This is a genomic window from Bacillota bacterium (assembly GCA_013314855.1).
Classification (GTDB): Bacteria; Bacillota; Clostridia; order Acetivibrionales; family DUMC01; genus Ch48.
Genome location: JABUEW010000104.1, coordinates 1 through 15,051, shown reverse-complemented (window position 1 = coordinate 15,051; position 15,051 = coordinate 1). Strand labels below are relative to the sequence as shown.

General features: G+C 50.7%; 15 protein-coding genes. 9 read left to right on the top strand and 6 right to left on the bottom strand.

Going from position 1 to position 15,051, the window contains the following annotated elements:
• Window positions 1–42: 42 nt before the first annotated feature.
• The 5 genes from HPY74_15665 to HPY74_15645 all read right to left on the bottom strand — a co-directional run bounded on the left by HPY74_15665 (window position 43) and on the right by HPY74_15645 (window position 4,617).
• Complete coding sequence (locus HPY74_15665; protein ID NSW92081.1) at window positions 43–1,701, bottom strand: recombinase family protein; 1,659 nt, start codon at window positions 1,699–1,701, stop codon at window positions 43–45.
• Between the two features lie 82 nt (window positions 1,702–1,783).
• Window positions 1,784–2,077 carry a hypothetical protein gene (locus HPY74_15660; GenBank protein NSW92080.1) on the bottom strand — a complete coding sequence of 98 codons (294 nt, stop codon included), beginning with the start codon at window positions 2,075–2,077 and terminating at the stop codon, window positions 1,784–1,786.
• A gap of 23 nt (window positions 2,078–2,100) precedes the next feature.
• A complete protein-coding gene (locus HPY74_15655) occupies window positions 2,101–3,123 on the bottom strand; it encodes a relaxase/mobilization nuclease domain-containing protein (GenBank protein ID NSW92079.1) in 1,023 nt (340 codons plus the stop codon).
• Window positions 3,120–3,425, bottom strand: a complete 306-nt coding sequence (gene mobC / locus HPY74_15650; GenBank protein NSW92078.1) for a plasmid mobilization relaxosome protein MobC — start codon at window positions 3,423–3,425, stop codon at window positions 3,120–3,122. Before mobC ends, HPY74_15655 begins: the two co-directional genes overlap by 4 nt.
• 10 nt (window positions 3,426–3,435) lie before the next feature.
• Window positions 3,436–4,617 (bottom strand): AAA family ATPase, encoded by a 1,182-nt coding sequence (locus HPY74_15645; protein ID NSW92077.1) that lies wholly within the window; start codon window positions 4,615–4,617, stop codon window positions 3,436–3,438.
• Window positions 4,618–5,427: 810 nt separating this feature from the next.
• Between HPY74_15645 and HPY74_15640 the strand changes: the two genes are divergently transcribed.
• Window positions 5,428–5,862, top strand: coding sequence for a hypothetical protein (locus HPY74_15640; GenBank protein ID NSW92076.1), 435 nt, complete (start codon window positions 5,428–5,430; stop codon window positions 5,860–5,862).
• Between the two features lie 671 nt (window positions 5,863–6,533).
• Here the strand turns inward: HPY74_15640 and HPY74_15635 are convergent.
• Window positions 6,534–6,830 (bottom strand): hypothetical protein, encoded by a 297-nt coding sequence (locus HPY74_15635; protein NSW92075.1) that lies wholly within the window; start codon window positions 6,828–6,830, stop codon window positions 6,534–6,536.
• Between the two features lie 190 nt (window positions 6,831–7,020).
• On the opposite strand from HPY74_15635, the gene HPY74_15630 reads away from it, so the two are divergent.
• From HPY74_15630 to HPY74_15595, 8 genes are all read left to right on the top strand, one after another.
• Window positions 7,021–7,218: a DNA-binding protein gene (locus HPY74_15630; GenBank protein ID NSW92074.1), complete on the top strand. Its 198-nt coding sequence runs from the start codon at window positions 7,021–7,023 to the stop codon at window positions 7,216–7,218.
• A gap of 19 nt (window positions 7,219–7,237) precedes the next feature.
• Window positions 7,238–8,677 (top strand): LuxR family transcriptional regulator, encoded by a 1,440-nt coding sequence (locus HPY74_15625; GenBank protein ID NSW92073.1) that lies wholly within the window; start codon window positions 7,238–7,240, stop codon window positions 8,675–8,677.
• Window positions 8,678–8,805: 128 nt separating this feature from the next.
• Entirely contained in the window at window positions 8,806–10,461 is a 1,656-nt protein-coding gene (locus tag HPY74_15620) for a FecR domain-containing protein (GenBank protein NSW92072.1), read from the top strand.
• 39 nt (window positions 10,462–10,500) lie between these two features.
• The gene (locus HPY74_15615) at window positions 10,501–11,016 is read left to right on the top strand and encodes a hypothetical protein (GenBank protein NSW92071.1); all 516 of its coding nucleotides are present in this window, start codon (window positions 10,501–10,503) and stop codon (window positions 11,014–11,016) included.
• Window positions 11,017–11,220: 204 nt separating this feature from the next.
• Complete coding sequence (locus HPY74_15610) at window positions 11,221–12,888, top strand: hypothetical protein (GenBank protein NSW92070.1); 1,668 nt, start codon at window positions 11,221–11,223, stop codon at window positions 12,886–12,888.
• 18 nt (window positions 12,889–12,906) lie between these two features.
• A complete protein-coding gene (locus HPY74_15605) occupies window positions 12,907–13,596 on the top strand; it encodes a zinc ribbon domain-containing protein (GenBank protein ID NSW92069.1) in 690 nt (229 codons plus the stop codon).
• A gap of 185 nt (window positions 13,597–13,781) precedes the next feature.
• Window positions 13,782–14,354, top strand: a complete 573-nt coding sequence (locus tag HPY74_15600) for a hypothetical protein (GenBank protein NSW92068.1) — start codon at window positions 13,782–13,784, stop codon at window positions 14,352–14,354.
• The gene (locus tag HPY74_15595; GenBank protein NSW92067.1) at window positions 14,351–14,764 is read left to right on the top strand and encodes a hypothetical protein; all 414 of its coding nucleotides are present in this window, start codon (window positions 14,351–14,353) and stop codon (window positions 14,762–14,764) included. The genes HPY74_15600 and HPY74_15595 overlap by 4 nt, the downstream gene beginning before the upstream one ends.
• Window positions 14,765–15,051 lie beyond the last annotated feature (287 nt).

Sequence of the window (15,051 nt, the reverse complement as noted above, 5' to 3'; positions counted from 1 at the left end):
TATGTATGAGGCGGACGGCGAAAGTCGTTCGCCTCATGCGTTTTACGCAATGTTTTCTTGTTCTTGGTCTGCATTTTCAGTTATCGGCTCCACGCTGTCCATCACGCCCACGTCGCGGTAGATGATGCGGATGCTCTGTTCAGCGGTGCGGGAATATTTCTCGCCACGTTCACCGACCTCGATGCGGCTGATGAACAGCCTCAGTATTTCCGGCGTCAGCTCACTGATTTGTGTATAACGCTTGGCCTTCTCGATAAACGCTTCCACGTTGGCGGCGGAATCCTTGAGCTTCTCCAGCCGGGATTCTTTCTCAGGGATGGCTGCTGAGAGTTCCTTCTGCTCGGCGTTGTAGTCGCCGGAGAGGATACGGAACTGCTCGTTGGTGACGCGCCCCAGCACGTTGTCCTCGTAGAGTCGCTTGAAAAGTGCTGTCAGCTCCGTGTTCCTGCGCCGCATGGAATCCAGTTCCTTCTGTACGGTATTGATCTCCCGTCGCAGCTCCGCGCTGTTCTTCCGGTTGATGTACTCGGCGAACAGCCTTTCCTTCTGCCTCGCGAAGTGCGTCACCCTGCGCAGGTCGTCAAGGATGATCTGCGTCAAGTCCTGCTCCCGGATATAGTGAGCCGAGCAGACTTCCTTGCCCTTCTTTTTGTAGGTGTAGCACATGAAGTTGTTCTGCGTCGCTTTCATCGTATGTGCCCGATGGAGCACCAGAGGCTTCCCGCAGTCGGCGCAGTATACCAGCCCTGAGAACATATTTGGTTCGTCCATTTGCTTCGGCGTCCGCTTTTTGTGCTGACGCACGTCCTGCACGATGTCCCACAGCTCCTGAGTTATCAGCGGCTCGTGGGTGTTTTCCACCAGAATCTGCTCCGATTCGGGGTGGCGGATGAGCTTCTTGTTCTTGTAGGACAGCGTCGTGGAGCGAAGCCCAGCCATGTGTCCGAGGTAAGTTTTGTTATCCAGAATTCCGGTGACTGAGCTGCTACTCCAACTGTACGGTCTGGTCGTGTCCAGCCCTCTATGGGAGGCACCGGTTTTTTGGTAGTAATAATTGCACGGATTCAGCACTTGTTCCTTTGTCAGTATCCTTGCAATCTGGTTCGGACCTTTTCCCTCAGCGCAGAGGCTGAAAATGCGTTTTACGACGCCCGCTGTTTCCTCGTCCGGTATGATACCCTTGCGGACTGTTTCATCCCTACGGTAACCATAAGGCGGTCTCCCACCGAGAAGCTCGCCGCGTTCGGCCTGCGCCCGTTTCACAATGCGCACCTTCTTACTGGAGTCTTTGGCATAGAGCTCGTTAAAATAATTGCGCATCGGGGTAAAATCGTTGGTTTCCGAATAGAGTGAATCGACGCCATCGTTGACCGCGATGAATCGGACGCCCTGCTGGGGAAAGTAGATTTCCGTGTAATACCCGACCTGCAGATACTCGCGTCCCAGCCTCGAAAGGTCTTTCACAATAAGTGTTTCGACCTCGCCGTTTTCGATCAGTTTCATCACTTCGTTCCATGCCGGGCGGTTGAAGTTCGTGCCCGAATAACCGTCGTCGTACAGGAATTTCACATTGGTGAAGCCGTTTTCAACGGCATATTTTTCAAGGAGCATGCGCTGGTTCTGGATGCTGTTGGAGTCGCCCTTGAGCTCGTCCTCCTGGCTGAGTCTGCCGTAAAGTATGTTGTATTTTTGGTTTGCCATCTTGTATTTAACCTCCTTCTTTTGAGGCAAACCGGTACGGTATACTCATCATACCGTACCGGCTTCCGCAAGTCTATTGATTTCAAGCACTTTGCGTCTCTTTTTCAAGCTCGGTGTCGATAAGGGCAAGGAGCTTGTCCGTGGGTGTATGCTCAGTCTGCGTCGGGAACACCGAACAGACGCGATACCGCCTGCCCTCAATGCACATGGATCGGTTGGCAGTAGTCTGGTTTTTATCAAAAAAGACGGTAGCGTCATCGAAGCATGGAGCATACTTCCCGTTTTCCTCTTCCTCGTGTATTACCTCGGCGGTTTCATAAGCGCCAAGGATTCCTGTCTTCAGGTAGTGCTGTGCGATCATTTTTTCTCTGTCCATAGAGTTCCTTTCTCCCTTATGGGTTACATTGTCAGGTTCATATCCTGCTCCTGCTCGTTCCGGAGCTTGTGTCCCTGCGCCAGCTTTTTAAGCGCTTCCCGCTTTTTCTGCTTGCTGTGGGTGGGACTAAAAGGCTTTAAGGCTGGTGGCACATCCGCCATTTTCTCAACACTTTTACCGAGCCGAACAGCGTCTGAGGCGAACTTACCCGCCAAGTTTGCCTGCGCCAGCCAGCCCTCTGGCGGCTCTGATGTCTGCGGAGTGAATCCATGCTCGGCGCGGTACGTGAACAGCTTTTCAAGGTTCTCTTTGAGGTAGGTGTCATCGTGCAGAGTGCGGTCACGGCATTTCTGTCCTTCCGGCGTGATGAACAGAATATATTTATGCTCATCGTCCCAGCGCACCTCATAACCCTCGTACTCCATGTTCAGGATGAAGCTCTCCTTGTCGGGAGAGTATTCGAGAGCCTCGTCGATGGCTTTTATCAGACGGAACTTCCAGCTTTCGCCCCGCATGGCGGCACGGTATTCGCCCGGCGTCAGCCGCTTCTTTCTTTTCTGTCCGTCATACGGTTCCAGTACCGAGAAGCCGTGCGCCCTGCAGATTTCATCGTTGACCTGCCGCTGCTCTTGTAATGAAGTGGGCGACATATGGAGCTTTTTACCGTCCCTAAAGCTGACTGAGTTAACAATGATATGCGAGTGGAGGTTGTCGGTATCGTTGTGCGTGGCGATGACACACTCGTTGTCGGGGAACAGCTTTTCGGCAAGCTCACGGGCGATTTCATTAGCCTGCCATGGCGTGATGTTCTCCTTATCCGAGAGGGAATGAACGTAGTGAAAGAAATTAACGCCATCTGTTTTCTTGAAGGATTGCTTTGTCGCCATCATCTCAAGGTAGCTGGTGTAGGGCGTACAGTTGTGTCCGGTTTCGACTCGGATGCCATTGAACGTTACTTTTTTCGATTGAAGAACATACGAGAGTGCGCCCAGCATCCTGCCGCAGGTAGCGTGCTTGACCTTGACTCTTGTGAGTGTTGCCATCATTTCACCTCCCCGGTCAGGTCACGAAGGGCGGCAGCGATATCGCCGAAGGCCTCCCTGACCTCGTCTAATCTGACCACCTGAATTCTGCCCATGTGAGCCAGCGTGGTGAGCTGGTTAAGGTTTTTGCCGACAGCTTTCAGCTGACCGATGAGCGGTTCTACGCCATCGATGACGACGATATCCTTGCCCAGAGCTGAGGTCACAAGGTAGTCCGTGACGGTCATCCTTGCCCGTTTTGCTTTCAATCTGATCTGATTTAGGTCGCGCTCCCTCACTCGGAACGCGAATTTCTTGTCTTTCAATTTCTCCATATCATGCTCCTTTCGTCACTTGGGTATGGGGCAGCGCCCCGCTTAAAGTGGCCGGCGTATAGCCGGACGCTTTGCTTGCCCCTCCCAAAGGGAGGGCGTCCGTATCCATGCCCCCGCATACAGGGTCGACAGGGTCGATATTTGGGGTATCGGAATAAGTCCCCTTTTTATCGGCACTGTCGTCACCGTCGGCACGGGTTAGTTCAATGAGGCGTTTTCCGTTACTGCGTCGTATGTCGAAAGTGATTCCCGCGTCCATGAGCGCTTCACGGTTTTGCAGGATGCGCTGAGATATTTTTTTTGGTGAGATTTTTTCGCCGCTCAGAGAACACAGCGCGTCGGTCAGCTCTGTCGGAGTGCCGATGAAGTGAGATACGGATTTCATAAAAACAGAGAGAAGAGAAATAATGGTGTCACCTAACAGCTCTGGCTGCTCACGGCTATCCGATACCATCTCCCAGACATTGTCCTCGTTACGCTCAAGTACAATCTCTCTGTACTCGATATCTCTGCCGATGCAGGACAGCTTCGCCTTGCCGCTGCCGCGCTTGTCCTCAATGAGGGTGAAGCTGGAATCCACAGCACCCTGGACGCCGGTCGTACCTGAGATGCGGTTGAACACATCATCGGCACCCTCCTTGCGAAGGTGATGAATGAGTAGGATAGCGACGCCGTGTTTGTCCCCCAGCTTTTTCAGAATTGACAGATCACGGTAGTCGTTGGCGTAGGTGTTGTCGTAGCCTGTACCTCTAACCATCTGCAACGTGTCGATAATGATCAGCACCGTATCGGGATGCCCTTCGATGAAGCTTTCGATCCGTTCCTCCAGACCATCGCCGATGATGAAGCCTTCGGTGCAGAAGTGAACGCAGGGCGGAGCGTCCTCCATGATTTCGAACAGCCGGTTCTGAATGCGAAGCCTGCTGTCCTCGAGACAGAGATAGAGCGCCGTGCCCTGCCGTGTCTTCATACCCCAGACCGGTTCGCCTTTTGCCACCGTGACCGACAGCCAGAGCGCCAGCCACGACTTACCGACCTTCGGTGACCCGGCGAGGACATGAAGCCCCTGCGAGATGAGCGTATCCACCACAAACCTCAGCGGCTGGAGCGGCGTGCTCATCAGCGTCGCGCCGTCGATGGTGTCGAAACACTTTTTGTCCTTTGTTTCGCTTTTGTTGTTCATGTGATACTCCTTCCTTTTTTTCTTTGTGCTACATTTGTGCCATTCAGGTTTAATTTCCCTTTTTTCCAATTTCATTTTTACAAACTGCATGGTAAAATGATACAGAGAATACAAATAATTTGTTTTTGGGTAAATCCATTATTTGTGAAGGAGGTTTGCATGTTTCCATATTTCAAGGTTTTCATCGATAACCAATCGTTCATGGACATCCTCTGGTACACGGATGAGCAAAAGCACGGCTTCCGGCGCATCGGACAGATTGGTGAAGGGCTTGTGAGCTTCTGCGAGCTTGATCTTGCTGCCCTTGAAGATAAATTAAAAGAGCTTGCCCGCATACCGCTGATAAGCTTGAATTACGACACGATACGATGTGGAATTTTCGATGCGGCAGAACTGCTTAAGGACAAGCACGACTATACATTCTTCTTTCTTGTGGGTGCACTGAACAATACCCTTGCAGCCCCAGTCTATTTTCAGGATGATATTGAAACACGGAGACTGGAGCAGCTGCAAAGCTGCTTTGCCATTCTGGAGGATGTGCTGACGCTGCAGGAGATATTTGAGTACGCCCTGCATTTCTGCCTGGATAAGGATAATCTTTCCGACAGGCCAGCAGCCGAAAGAATGGTGGGCTTTTATTTTCAGTTTCCGGAATTGAGTAAGTTTACCGTGCAGACGGGCTTCGCGGTAGCCCCGGTAAAAAAGGGTGCTTTGGATTACGAAAAGGTTGCGGAAATACACAGGAAAAACATTACGGACACCAAACATATGCTGGAGGCCATCCATGAGGACCGTTCCAAGGTCAGCCTGCTGCCGTATTATCATGTGCAGGCGCTGGACGAAATGCTGTTCCTTGAATTTATGGAAATGCTCAAGCGCGGCGTCCAGGTGAAGCGGTGCCGATTATGCGGGCGGTACTTCGTGCTGATTGACAAGCGCAAGCGAGAGTATTGCGGAAGAGAATATTCAGAGGGGAAGACTTGTCAGGAGGTCGGTCCCATGCTCCATTACGAACAGCGCCTCGAGGCAGATATCTATCTGCAGAAATTTGAGACGGAGTACAACAAGGTGTATTCCCGATTTTACCGGGCTGATGGAAAGACTAATGCGGAATTCTCCGGCAAGGACATGACGCGGGAGGAATTCCGTACATGGTCGAAGTCGGCGTCCAAAGCAAAAGCTGATTACCAGCGGGGGCTGATAGCCGGCGATAAGATGCTGCGGGTTGTGAGGAATGGAATGTAACGGTCAGTTTCTAAATCATGTGGAAACGAACAGCAGAAAGAAAAAAGCGCATTCGGCCTGTCAGGGCTTTATGCACTTTTTTGTTGTATGCAATATTCGATTGATTTCTGTGGTATGAGATTCTTTACGGACACGGTGTATCAGGACTGCAAGATGGCGGGGTGCTGTTCTCCTCCCGCGTTTCGACAAACACAATATGGATTTCGTCTCCAGTTGGTTCAGGTTGCTCGAACGGCGAAGCTGACGCAGCGCTGTCTATCGGTTCGTCGCTTACCATAGAAGCGATTTTGTTTCCATTCTCATACATATTCTCCGCGACCGTGCCAACGCTTAGCTCACCGCTTTATTCAATCCAAGCGAAGTCGTGCATCCATACATGAAGCTTGCCGTCGATGTGTTTTTGTGTACCGGAAGCAGGTTCTTTATATGTCGGCGGCGAATCGTAACTGCCCATGCTTCCTACTTTGGGTCCGGTCGGCTCGTCACGGGATTACCGACTGTCGAGCCTCCGCCCATGATGCCGACCCGCTTATTGAGGTCGCCTTTATCATCAACAGTCATACCGCCTCCCATGATACCGACTTTGTTGCCGGTAAGTTCATCGTCAGGGTTACCTACCAATGTTCCGACACTCCCACCGCCCTCATCCTTAATTCTGCCGAAGCCAGGATCTAGACTTGTTTCTCGTCGTTTACGACACGAACATCTCCCATGCACGGCTCAGAATATGATGATGCGGACGGCTTTGTTGGCTTGACGGTCTGCGTTATCGCAGATTTTGACGTTTCTTTTTCTGCCGTTATTTCTTTTTTCACTGGCTCACTTTCTGCGACATCCTCCACTACGGGAGCAGGATTATTGGCAGAAATAATCAGCGGCGTTTCTTCTGACAGAGCCCCAATTTCGGCGATTACAGCGACCTTCTCCGGCTCGGTAGGTAATTCCAGACCTGGGCGCTTTGAGGCCACACAACGGCACACAGCTCGACACAGGCGATAACGGTTATTCCGGCGATGCTTGGATTCCTAATATAGACCATCTGCTTTCAGAAACATACCTACCATAGCTTACTGGCGATAGGTATCATAAACTTCTCAATCTTGAAGTTTTCCTGATTAAGAAGTATAATGGAACCATTAAAAAAAGCGAGGAATTGATGTGGAATATATCAGCGTGAGAGAGGCTGCAAGCCAATGGGGAATAACGAGCCGTATGGTAAATTATTATTGCGTGTCCGGCCGTATACAGGGCGCACAGAAGATCGGCAATATGTGGGTTGTGCCGAAGAATGCGGCAAAACCTGCAGATGGGCGGCGCAAACAAACAGATAAGTCAACCATTGTGCGAAAGGGGTGAAGGTGTGACGGAAGACAGAATGAATCAACGCATATCAGCTATAATCAATAGTCGCCGATTATCCGTTATCGTCTTTTCTCTGTTCTTCTCCTGGCTGCTGGCTTTCCCCTTTGAAGGCAGGATATTGTATGCCCTTGCGGACCACTATAACATCTCGGCCCATTCGTTTGTTTTCGAGACAATGGCCGCTCATTTTGCCGGGCTGCTTATCTGCGGGTTCTTTGTTAAAAACATGATAACGGCCAAACGGCTCATGCTTTTTTCCATTGCATTTTGCATCGTGGCATCCGGCGTATTTTTCCGCCCTCCCTCTTTTCTGTGGACGGCAGCGCTGCTCTCGACAGCGTTTCTGGTTGGGTGCTGTGTAGCGGCATGGGGCTTCTATTTCAAAAGCTGTACGCCGAAGAACGGACGGATAAAAACAATGGCGGATGGACTCATCTGCTCGAACCTCCTGATGATCCTGCTGAATATGGCAGCCATTCATGTTTCTCCCCATGCCGGGCTTGGTTTTTCCATGCTGATGCTGGGCGCGGCGTTCCTGTTCGCACTCAGGCTTCCCAAAGATGAGCTGACAGAGGGCACTCTGTCTTCCGGACAGGGGGAGATTTATGTCCGCAAAGCCGGTCCCCTCGCTTCTCTCTGCCTTTTCGTTGTGGTTATCACCATCAATTCCGGATTGATGTATCAGGTGCAGGGCCCCGCTTTCGCCCATCTGGAATGGCTGACAAGCTGGTATTGGGCTGTGCCGTATATCGTTGCTCTGTTTATTATGCGGAACCTGCCCCGGAAAACAAACCGGGCATATATCCTCTATGTGGCTATCGCCATGATCGGCTTTTCCTTTATCGCCTTTCTTCTGCTTGGCCGCTCATGGGCGGATTACCTTGTGGTCAATACCCTGATGCTGGGGGCCTGCGGCGTGTACGACTTGTTTTGGTGGAGTATTTTAGGCGAAATGCTGGAGCTGGACAAAAATCCTTCAAAGATTATGGGCATCGGCCTTTCCGCAAATGTCCTGGGGGTTCTGCTGGGTGGGCTTATCGGAAACGCGATCATCACGACAAGCGGACAAAGCCATAATCCCACCCTGCTGGCACTGGGTGTGGTGTGCGTTACCCTTGTTCTGCTTCCTCCCTTACATAAACAGCTGACCACCCTGCTCAAAAACCATGCCTATTTGACCACGATTACCGAAATGCCAACCCATGAACAAACCCGGCTAATTCGGGAGTTTAATATAGCAGAGAAGCTCACCGAGCGCGAAGGTGAAATTGCCGCTTTGCTCATCAAGGGCAAGACCTACCGAATGATTGCCGGCGAGCTGCATGTGAGCGAAAACACCGTTAAAACTCATGTGAAAAACATTTATTCCAAAGCCGGAGTCCAAAGCAGGACGGAGCTGATGAATCTCCTTCTGGATATACATATCCCATCCATCAAATCCGCAAACCCCTGATAAACAGCGGGTTTCAAGGCCTCTCACCCGAAAAGGTGAGGGGCCTTTTTGCGTGAAATCACCCGGTCTGGTGAGGGAAAATTCATAAAATTGATTTACACTGTCTATATAGATTGGCGCTATGTGCTATGAACAAAAACAAAAAAGGAGTGAAGAAATTGAAAAAATTATTTATGATTTTGCTATGCTTTACACTTGTTGCAGCCGGAGTTTTTACCGTACCTTTTGAGGCCCATGCGGCCAATGCAAAGTGGGTATTGGCGAAAGTGGTCGATTATGACGGAAAGGATCAAGTGAGCGCAACCAATCAAGGCGGTGTTTATGAAGCCAGCAGCAGTTCAAAGCCGGGATATTACAAATATACGTGGAAATACCTCGGAGAAGCTGACGACTATTATAATCCTCCTGTGCTGGAAGGTGAACACAGCACTTCTGAATGTACCTTTTCCACTCCGCCAACTACCATCCAAGGAGGGGAAACCGTATCATTATCCATGAAGTTAAGCTTTGGCGACCAACTGCTATCCTATTATACGGATAAAGCAAGTGCTGGTGCAGACTTTGATAAGTGGGACGTGGAGCCAGGCTATACAACGGGCGCAAATGTTCCGTTCACAAATAAGGATGGCAAATCGTCTTTCAAAATTGATACCTATAAAACAGTGAAAGTGTATTCTGTCAGTGATACCCTCACAGCGAAAGCCCCAACAGGAGCCAAAGAGGGAGACAAAATTGCTCTGCGTACAGTATTTAATGGGGTAAAACAAGGTACATGCTACATCTACGAATGGTCATCTACAAAAAAACCTATTGAGATACCAACAGCAAAGCCTCCGGTTACACCAGAAAAACCAAAATACGATCCTGTTGATCCCCAATATAAAGACTCTGGAATTCGGGTGTCAGATCTTTACGGAGAAGTAACTATCCGTAGGGGAGACAATGAGGATCATTGGGAGCTGCTGGAACTGGGTTCCATCATATATGAGGGGGATCATATTAAAACAGCAGGTGATTCCGGCTGCATCCTCAGCATGCTGGATATGACAACCTTTGTGATAAAACCGGAATCAGAGATTATCATCACGGTTCCCAGCGGGCAAGAAAGCAAGATTAAACTGATCCTCGGCAATATCTATACCAACGTTCAGAAGATAATCACCCACGGCACCATGGAGGTGGAAATGAACCAGGCAGTTGCAGGCATCAAGGGAACTACGTTTGTATGTGAGGAACAAGGAAACAAGTCGACACTGAAAGTGCTGGAGGGAAAAGTAAACCTGACCTCCAAAATAACCGGCAAGGCTGTTTCTGTAAGCGCCGGGGAGATGGTTGTTGCTGATGCCACGGGAAATCTAACGAAAAATGCCTTTAATATCGGGGCGGAAGCAAAAAAATGGGATAAAACCATTATCGAACTGATCATTGGCCAAAAGTTGATGAAAGTCAACGGTGTGAAGCAGGAAATTGATCCCGGCAGAGAAACAGCACCCCTGGTTGCAAACGGCAGGACGCTTATCCCCATCAGAGCCGTTATGGAAGCCATGGGCGGAACGGTGAACTATGATGCCAAAGAGCAGAAGATTACGCTGAAAAAAGGTGCAGATACGCTGGAAATGTGGATTGGAAAGGCAAATATCAAACTAAATGGCTCCGTGAAAACCATGGACACAGCTCCAGTGATCCTGAATGGCAGGACCATGGTTCCTGTCCGATTTGTGGCGGAAAACTTCGGCTATTCCGTAGCATGGAAGGCGGCGGAACAAACCGTTGTGATTCAGTAACGCAATGGGAAGGGGAATCTTAGGAAAGAGGTGGTGAAATTGAAGACGATTAAAAGAAGCTTGTATTTTTATACCGGAGCCTTCACCCTTTTGATGATAATCTCTCTTTTGTTTTTTATAGCCGAAGCCCAAAGCAATGGGCTTCGGCTGCCCTTTCTCCTTTCGCTGTCCGCGCTTGCGGCAGGACTTGCTATTCGAGAATACAACAGATTCAAGGCTGCAAGGCTAATCCTTGAAAACCGGATTCTGCACATTCGGCCTGCGGTGATTGATCATGCGGGCAAGGATGATGCGGATTTGCTTTCGGAAAGCATAGAGGTATTCGTTTCCTGTTTCGGTATCCTGATGGGAGCCAAAATCGTTAAGTTCAATCAGGAGGGCATCCGGCTGAAGACCGTGGAAATCGGGCTGGATTATATCTCCCTCGAATACGGCACGGATACGTATACCAGAAAGATCAGACTGCTTTACGCCAAACCCGACAGCGGCAGACTTGCGGATATTGCCGAGAAATTCCGTTATGAAACCGGGGTTGTTCCGATTATTACGGAATAACGGCGGGGTGCGGATATACCGGAGCGGATCAAATGCAAAGTGGTCAACCGCTATCTTTGGACCGGCTGCATTTTGGCAGATGCCGGAAATTCTGCTGACCCACGGCCACCCCAACCTTATCGGCACAGCCTGCGAGCTTGTCCGGTTGCTTTAGTTGGAAACTTGAATTATGCTGCGATTACACATTGAAAAGGAGGATTATCCATGAAAAACAAATTAGCTGTAAATACAAAAACATGCACCACAAAAGCGGGTAGGCGCTTTCTTGCCTTGCTTATGGTTTGCGTTATGATTTTCAGCCTTGCCGCCTGCGGGGGACAAAAAACAGGCGGATCAGAAGAAATTAAACCGGTCACGGTGGAGCGCGAGCCGGAGCCGCAGGCCCTGCAAACGGCAAATGAGGCTACCGCCCTTGCTTTGCGACAGTACATTTATGCAAGACTTGCCACCGAAGCCTTCCTGACAGCAGACGCCTCCTCCATGACCATAGAAGAACTATCTAAAATGGCGGATGAGCTTCTTCTTGCGTGGGAAAACGCTGAACAATTTTCTTCCTCTGCGGAGGATATCACAAACCGGGCTGCCATGCTGCTGGAGACGCCCAACCTGAAGCAGACCTCGGCTGCCGACGAGTTACAGTCCGGATTTATGACCCTTGCCGCAGCACCCATAAACTTCTCTGTCGTGGCGTATGCGGCTGAAAGTGGAAGAAAAATAGACCCGCAAACATGGGCAGAGAATTTGACAAAGCAATATGACGCTCTGAAGGGGGCAAAGCGGTATCAGCAGCTTGCTCAGCAGCTGGGCACCGACGCAAAAACAGCCTATGAGCAGATGGCATTGGCTCAGAAGATTATCAAGAGCGCCGCAGAGCTGGAGGAAGCTGAGGGTGTGGTGAACGCTTATACAGAGAGCATCAACTATCTGCAGGGTGTAAAGACGGCCAGCAAGGTGGGCGTGTTCGTTGTTGGTACGGTGGTCACCGGCGGCGGTTCCCTCTCCGCTCTCGGGGCGAGCAGTTGGTCGCTGGGGCAGACGGGAGCGGTTATCGTGGGCGGTACGGACTGCATCGTGGATATCGCCGCCACCGGAAGCAATATTATTTTGGGAGAAAACCATCAGGTTACAGTCGGCTTTAACGATGTGAAGGATAAACTGGCGCCGGTCTCGGCGGTGGTGGGTCTCGCCACCTTTAATTCGGGGGAAACCGGCGAGCAGCTTGCCTATATCGGGGATACACTGGTGGACTGGTTTTATGAGGGAAAGGTCATGGGAGTGCAGGTAGACGGCAGAAGTGTAACGGCACGGATTTTTGACAGTGCGGGCGGAGCGGCACTGAAATCTGCGCTGGAAATCGCCGGATATGTGTTCCCGGAAACATCGAGGACGCTGGTGCAGATCATGGATGAGCTGGAATCCGATCCTGAGACCGCGCTTGCCCGGATGGATGCCCTCGTCTCCCAAATGGCGGAGTTGGAGCAGGCGGCGGGATTGCAGAAGGAAACAGCGCCAGACTTGGACGGCCAGGAAAACACGTCGCCGCAGGCTCCGGCTGGAAACGCAAGTATTTTCGGCACCTACACCTGTGTTACCACTTACAAAAGTGATGATAATACCGAAACCGAAACCGAAACCATTACCCTCCGGGATAATGGCAACGGCACATTGGTCTGGATATCCGAGGATGGAGATAAGACATACCTCTCCTATGAGCAAGATACGAACACCATCCATACGGAATCCGAGGGGTTAACGGTTCATGTGGAGTTTTCCTTGTCCGGGAACACGGTAACCGGAGATGGTTATATCAGCGGCACCTTCTGGGATGAACCCGTTAAGGCGACTCTTTCACTCACAAAAATTTCTGACTAACAGTAAGGAGGGATGAGCATGTACTGCAATCACTGCGGGGCCGCTTTGCAGGATAACACCCACTTCTGTAGCGGCTGCGGAGTTCAAATCGCCTCCGTACCGGACAGCCGCCCCTCTGAGGGCGGCGGGCGCATCGGCTACTCCGAGCGCATCCACGATCCGGCCTTCGCCGGGTATCTCAAGAACACCAGCCGCTGGTCTGCTATTTTCTCTGTGATACTGGCCGTCGCCGCTGTCATCGGTTTTTACATCTACGGCGAAATAAGCCGCGAAATGGAGAACCCGCAGGCGCTGTTCATCGGCCTCGGCATTGGAGGTATGTTTCTTGTTATCGCACTCTATACCATTATTGCCAGAAAAAGAAGCAAAACCTGGGACGGCGTGGTGGTCGATAAAGCCATCAAGAATAAAAACCGCCGCCAGAGCACGGGCAGCGGCGACAATGATTATTACATCCACTACTACACCGAATATGTGGTCATCGTCCGCGACGAGCGAGGCAAAACGCATCGGCTGGCCGCAGAGAACGACGACACGCGGTATAACTATTATCAGATCGGTGACCATGTGCGGCATCACGCGGGCTTAAATTCCTACGAGAAATATGATAAGTCGCATGACAGCATCATCTTTTGCAACGCCTGTTCTACGCTATGCGACATAAACGATGATGTCTGCTACCGCTGCAAATGCCCGCTGCTCAAGTAAAGGTAAGTTCCATGTGGAAAAGGTATCTGGCCGACAGGCCTTGCCTGTCGGTCTAATCGAGATTTTCCGCGCAGCGAAGTTTGCAGCATATCCGCATGCTTTTATGGGAAACGGCCCAATCAATGCCGTTGCTCGCTTAATTGTGTGGTGTTGTCTTAAAATTGGCTTTGGATAGGGGGAACGTGATGAGAGATATGCAGGAAGCGATCCGCTGGGAAATCAGCGTACCCATATTTAAGAATACGGTTATTTTGAAGCAGCTTGGGCTTGCCCTCGGCATCCCCTTTGGTTTGGTCGCTCTTGTCATTGTACTTATATCAGGGAGAAGCCGGGATACACTGTATGCGCTCGGGTTTATCGCCGCACTGCTTATCCTGACATGGGTGTTGATCATGGCGGCATACCGTGGCAAATACGAAACGGAATTCGTACTGGATCAAAAAGGCGTGCTCTGCCGGACGCAGGCAAGGCAGGCTAAAAAGAACCGGGTTATCAACACATTGGCGGTGATTTTCGGCCTGTTGTCCGGCAGATCCGCTATAGCAGGCGCCGGAATGCTGGCACAGTCGAGGCAGGAGGTTTTTCTCCGATGGAATCGCGTCACAAGGGTGAAATATAAGCCTCAAAGTTGCACCATCCTGCTGTGCGGTGGATGGACGGAGCAGATCGCGCTGTTCTGTACGCCGGAAAACTATGCGTGGGTTGAAGATTTTGTTCGGCAGAAAACACTACTTCCGGAGAGGTTAAACGATCGATGAAAAGAAAGCTCTTGTCAAGGATTTTAATCACATTGCTGGGGGCGGCTCTGATTTTGTGGGCGGCCGAGAGCCTTGCGCTTGGTCTTTTTGGTGAACGCACGACGGCTGTCGTTACCAGTATCCGGCGGGAGGGGGGTGAGCGCGCCGATGTACTGACGAATCGATACACCTACAACATCAGCTATACTTTTATCCTCCCCGATGGAAAAGAGATGTACGGATTTACGAAGGAGATCGGCGGCGCGGTCTATCTGAAAACGAACGGTACAGGCAGGATTGCTGTGCGATACTTTAAGATCATGCCCTATATCAATACGCCGGAGGGGAATTCGCCGTTTTCGCTCGGACCGCTGATTTTAACAGGAACAGGGATTTTTTTGATTGTTCAGATGAATCGGAAAAAATCATGAAGTTCTGAATGGATTCTTTATGCTCCCGATATAGTTCATAGTGTAGTTATTCAAGCGTAAAAAGGTTCTCCGCCTACCTATTTTTAAGATAAGCGGAGAACCTTTTTCTTGCCTTCCGTACCGGTTACCCCTCGGTTCATTTTCTGTCCCTTCGGGTGGTAACCCTTGACACAACAGGGTTTACGGGCGTTTTTTAATGTTTTGTGCGTGTAACTATGCTTTCGGTTGGATTTCAAGGAACCTCGGAGGCGCCTCAACCCCAATAGCCGCAAAGGTTTCACGCTGTT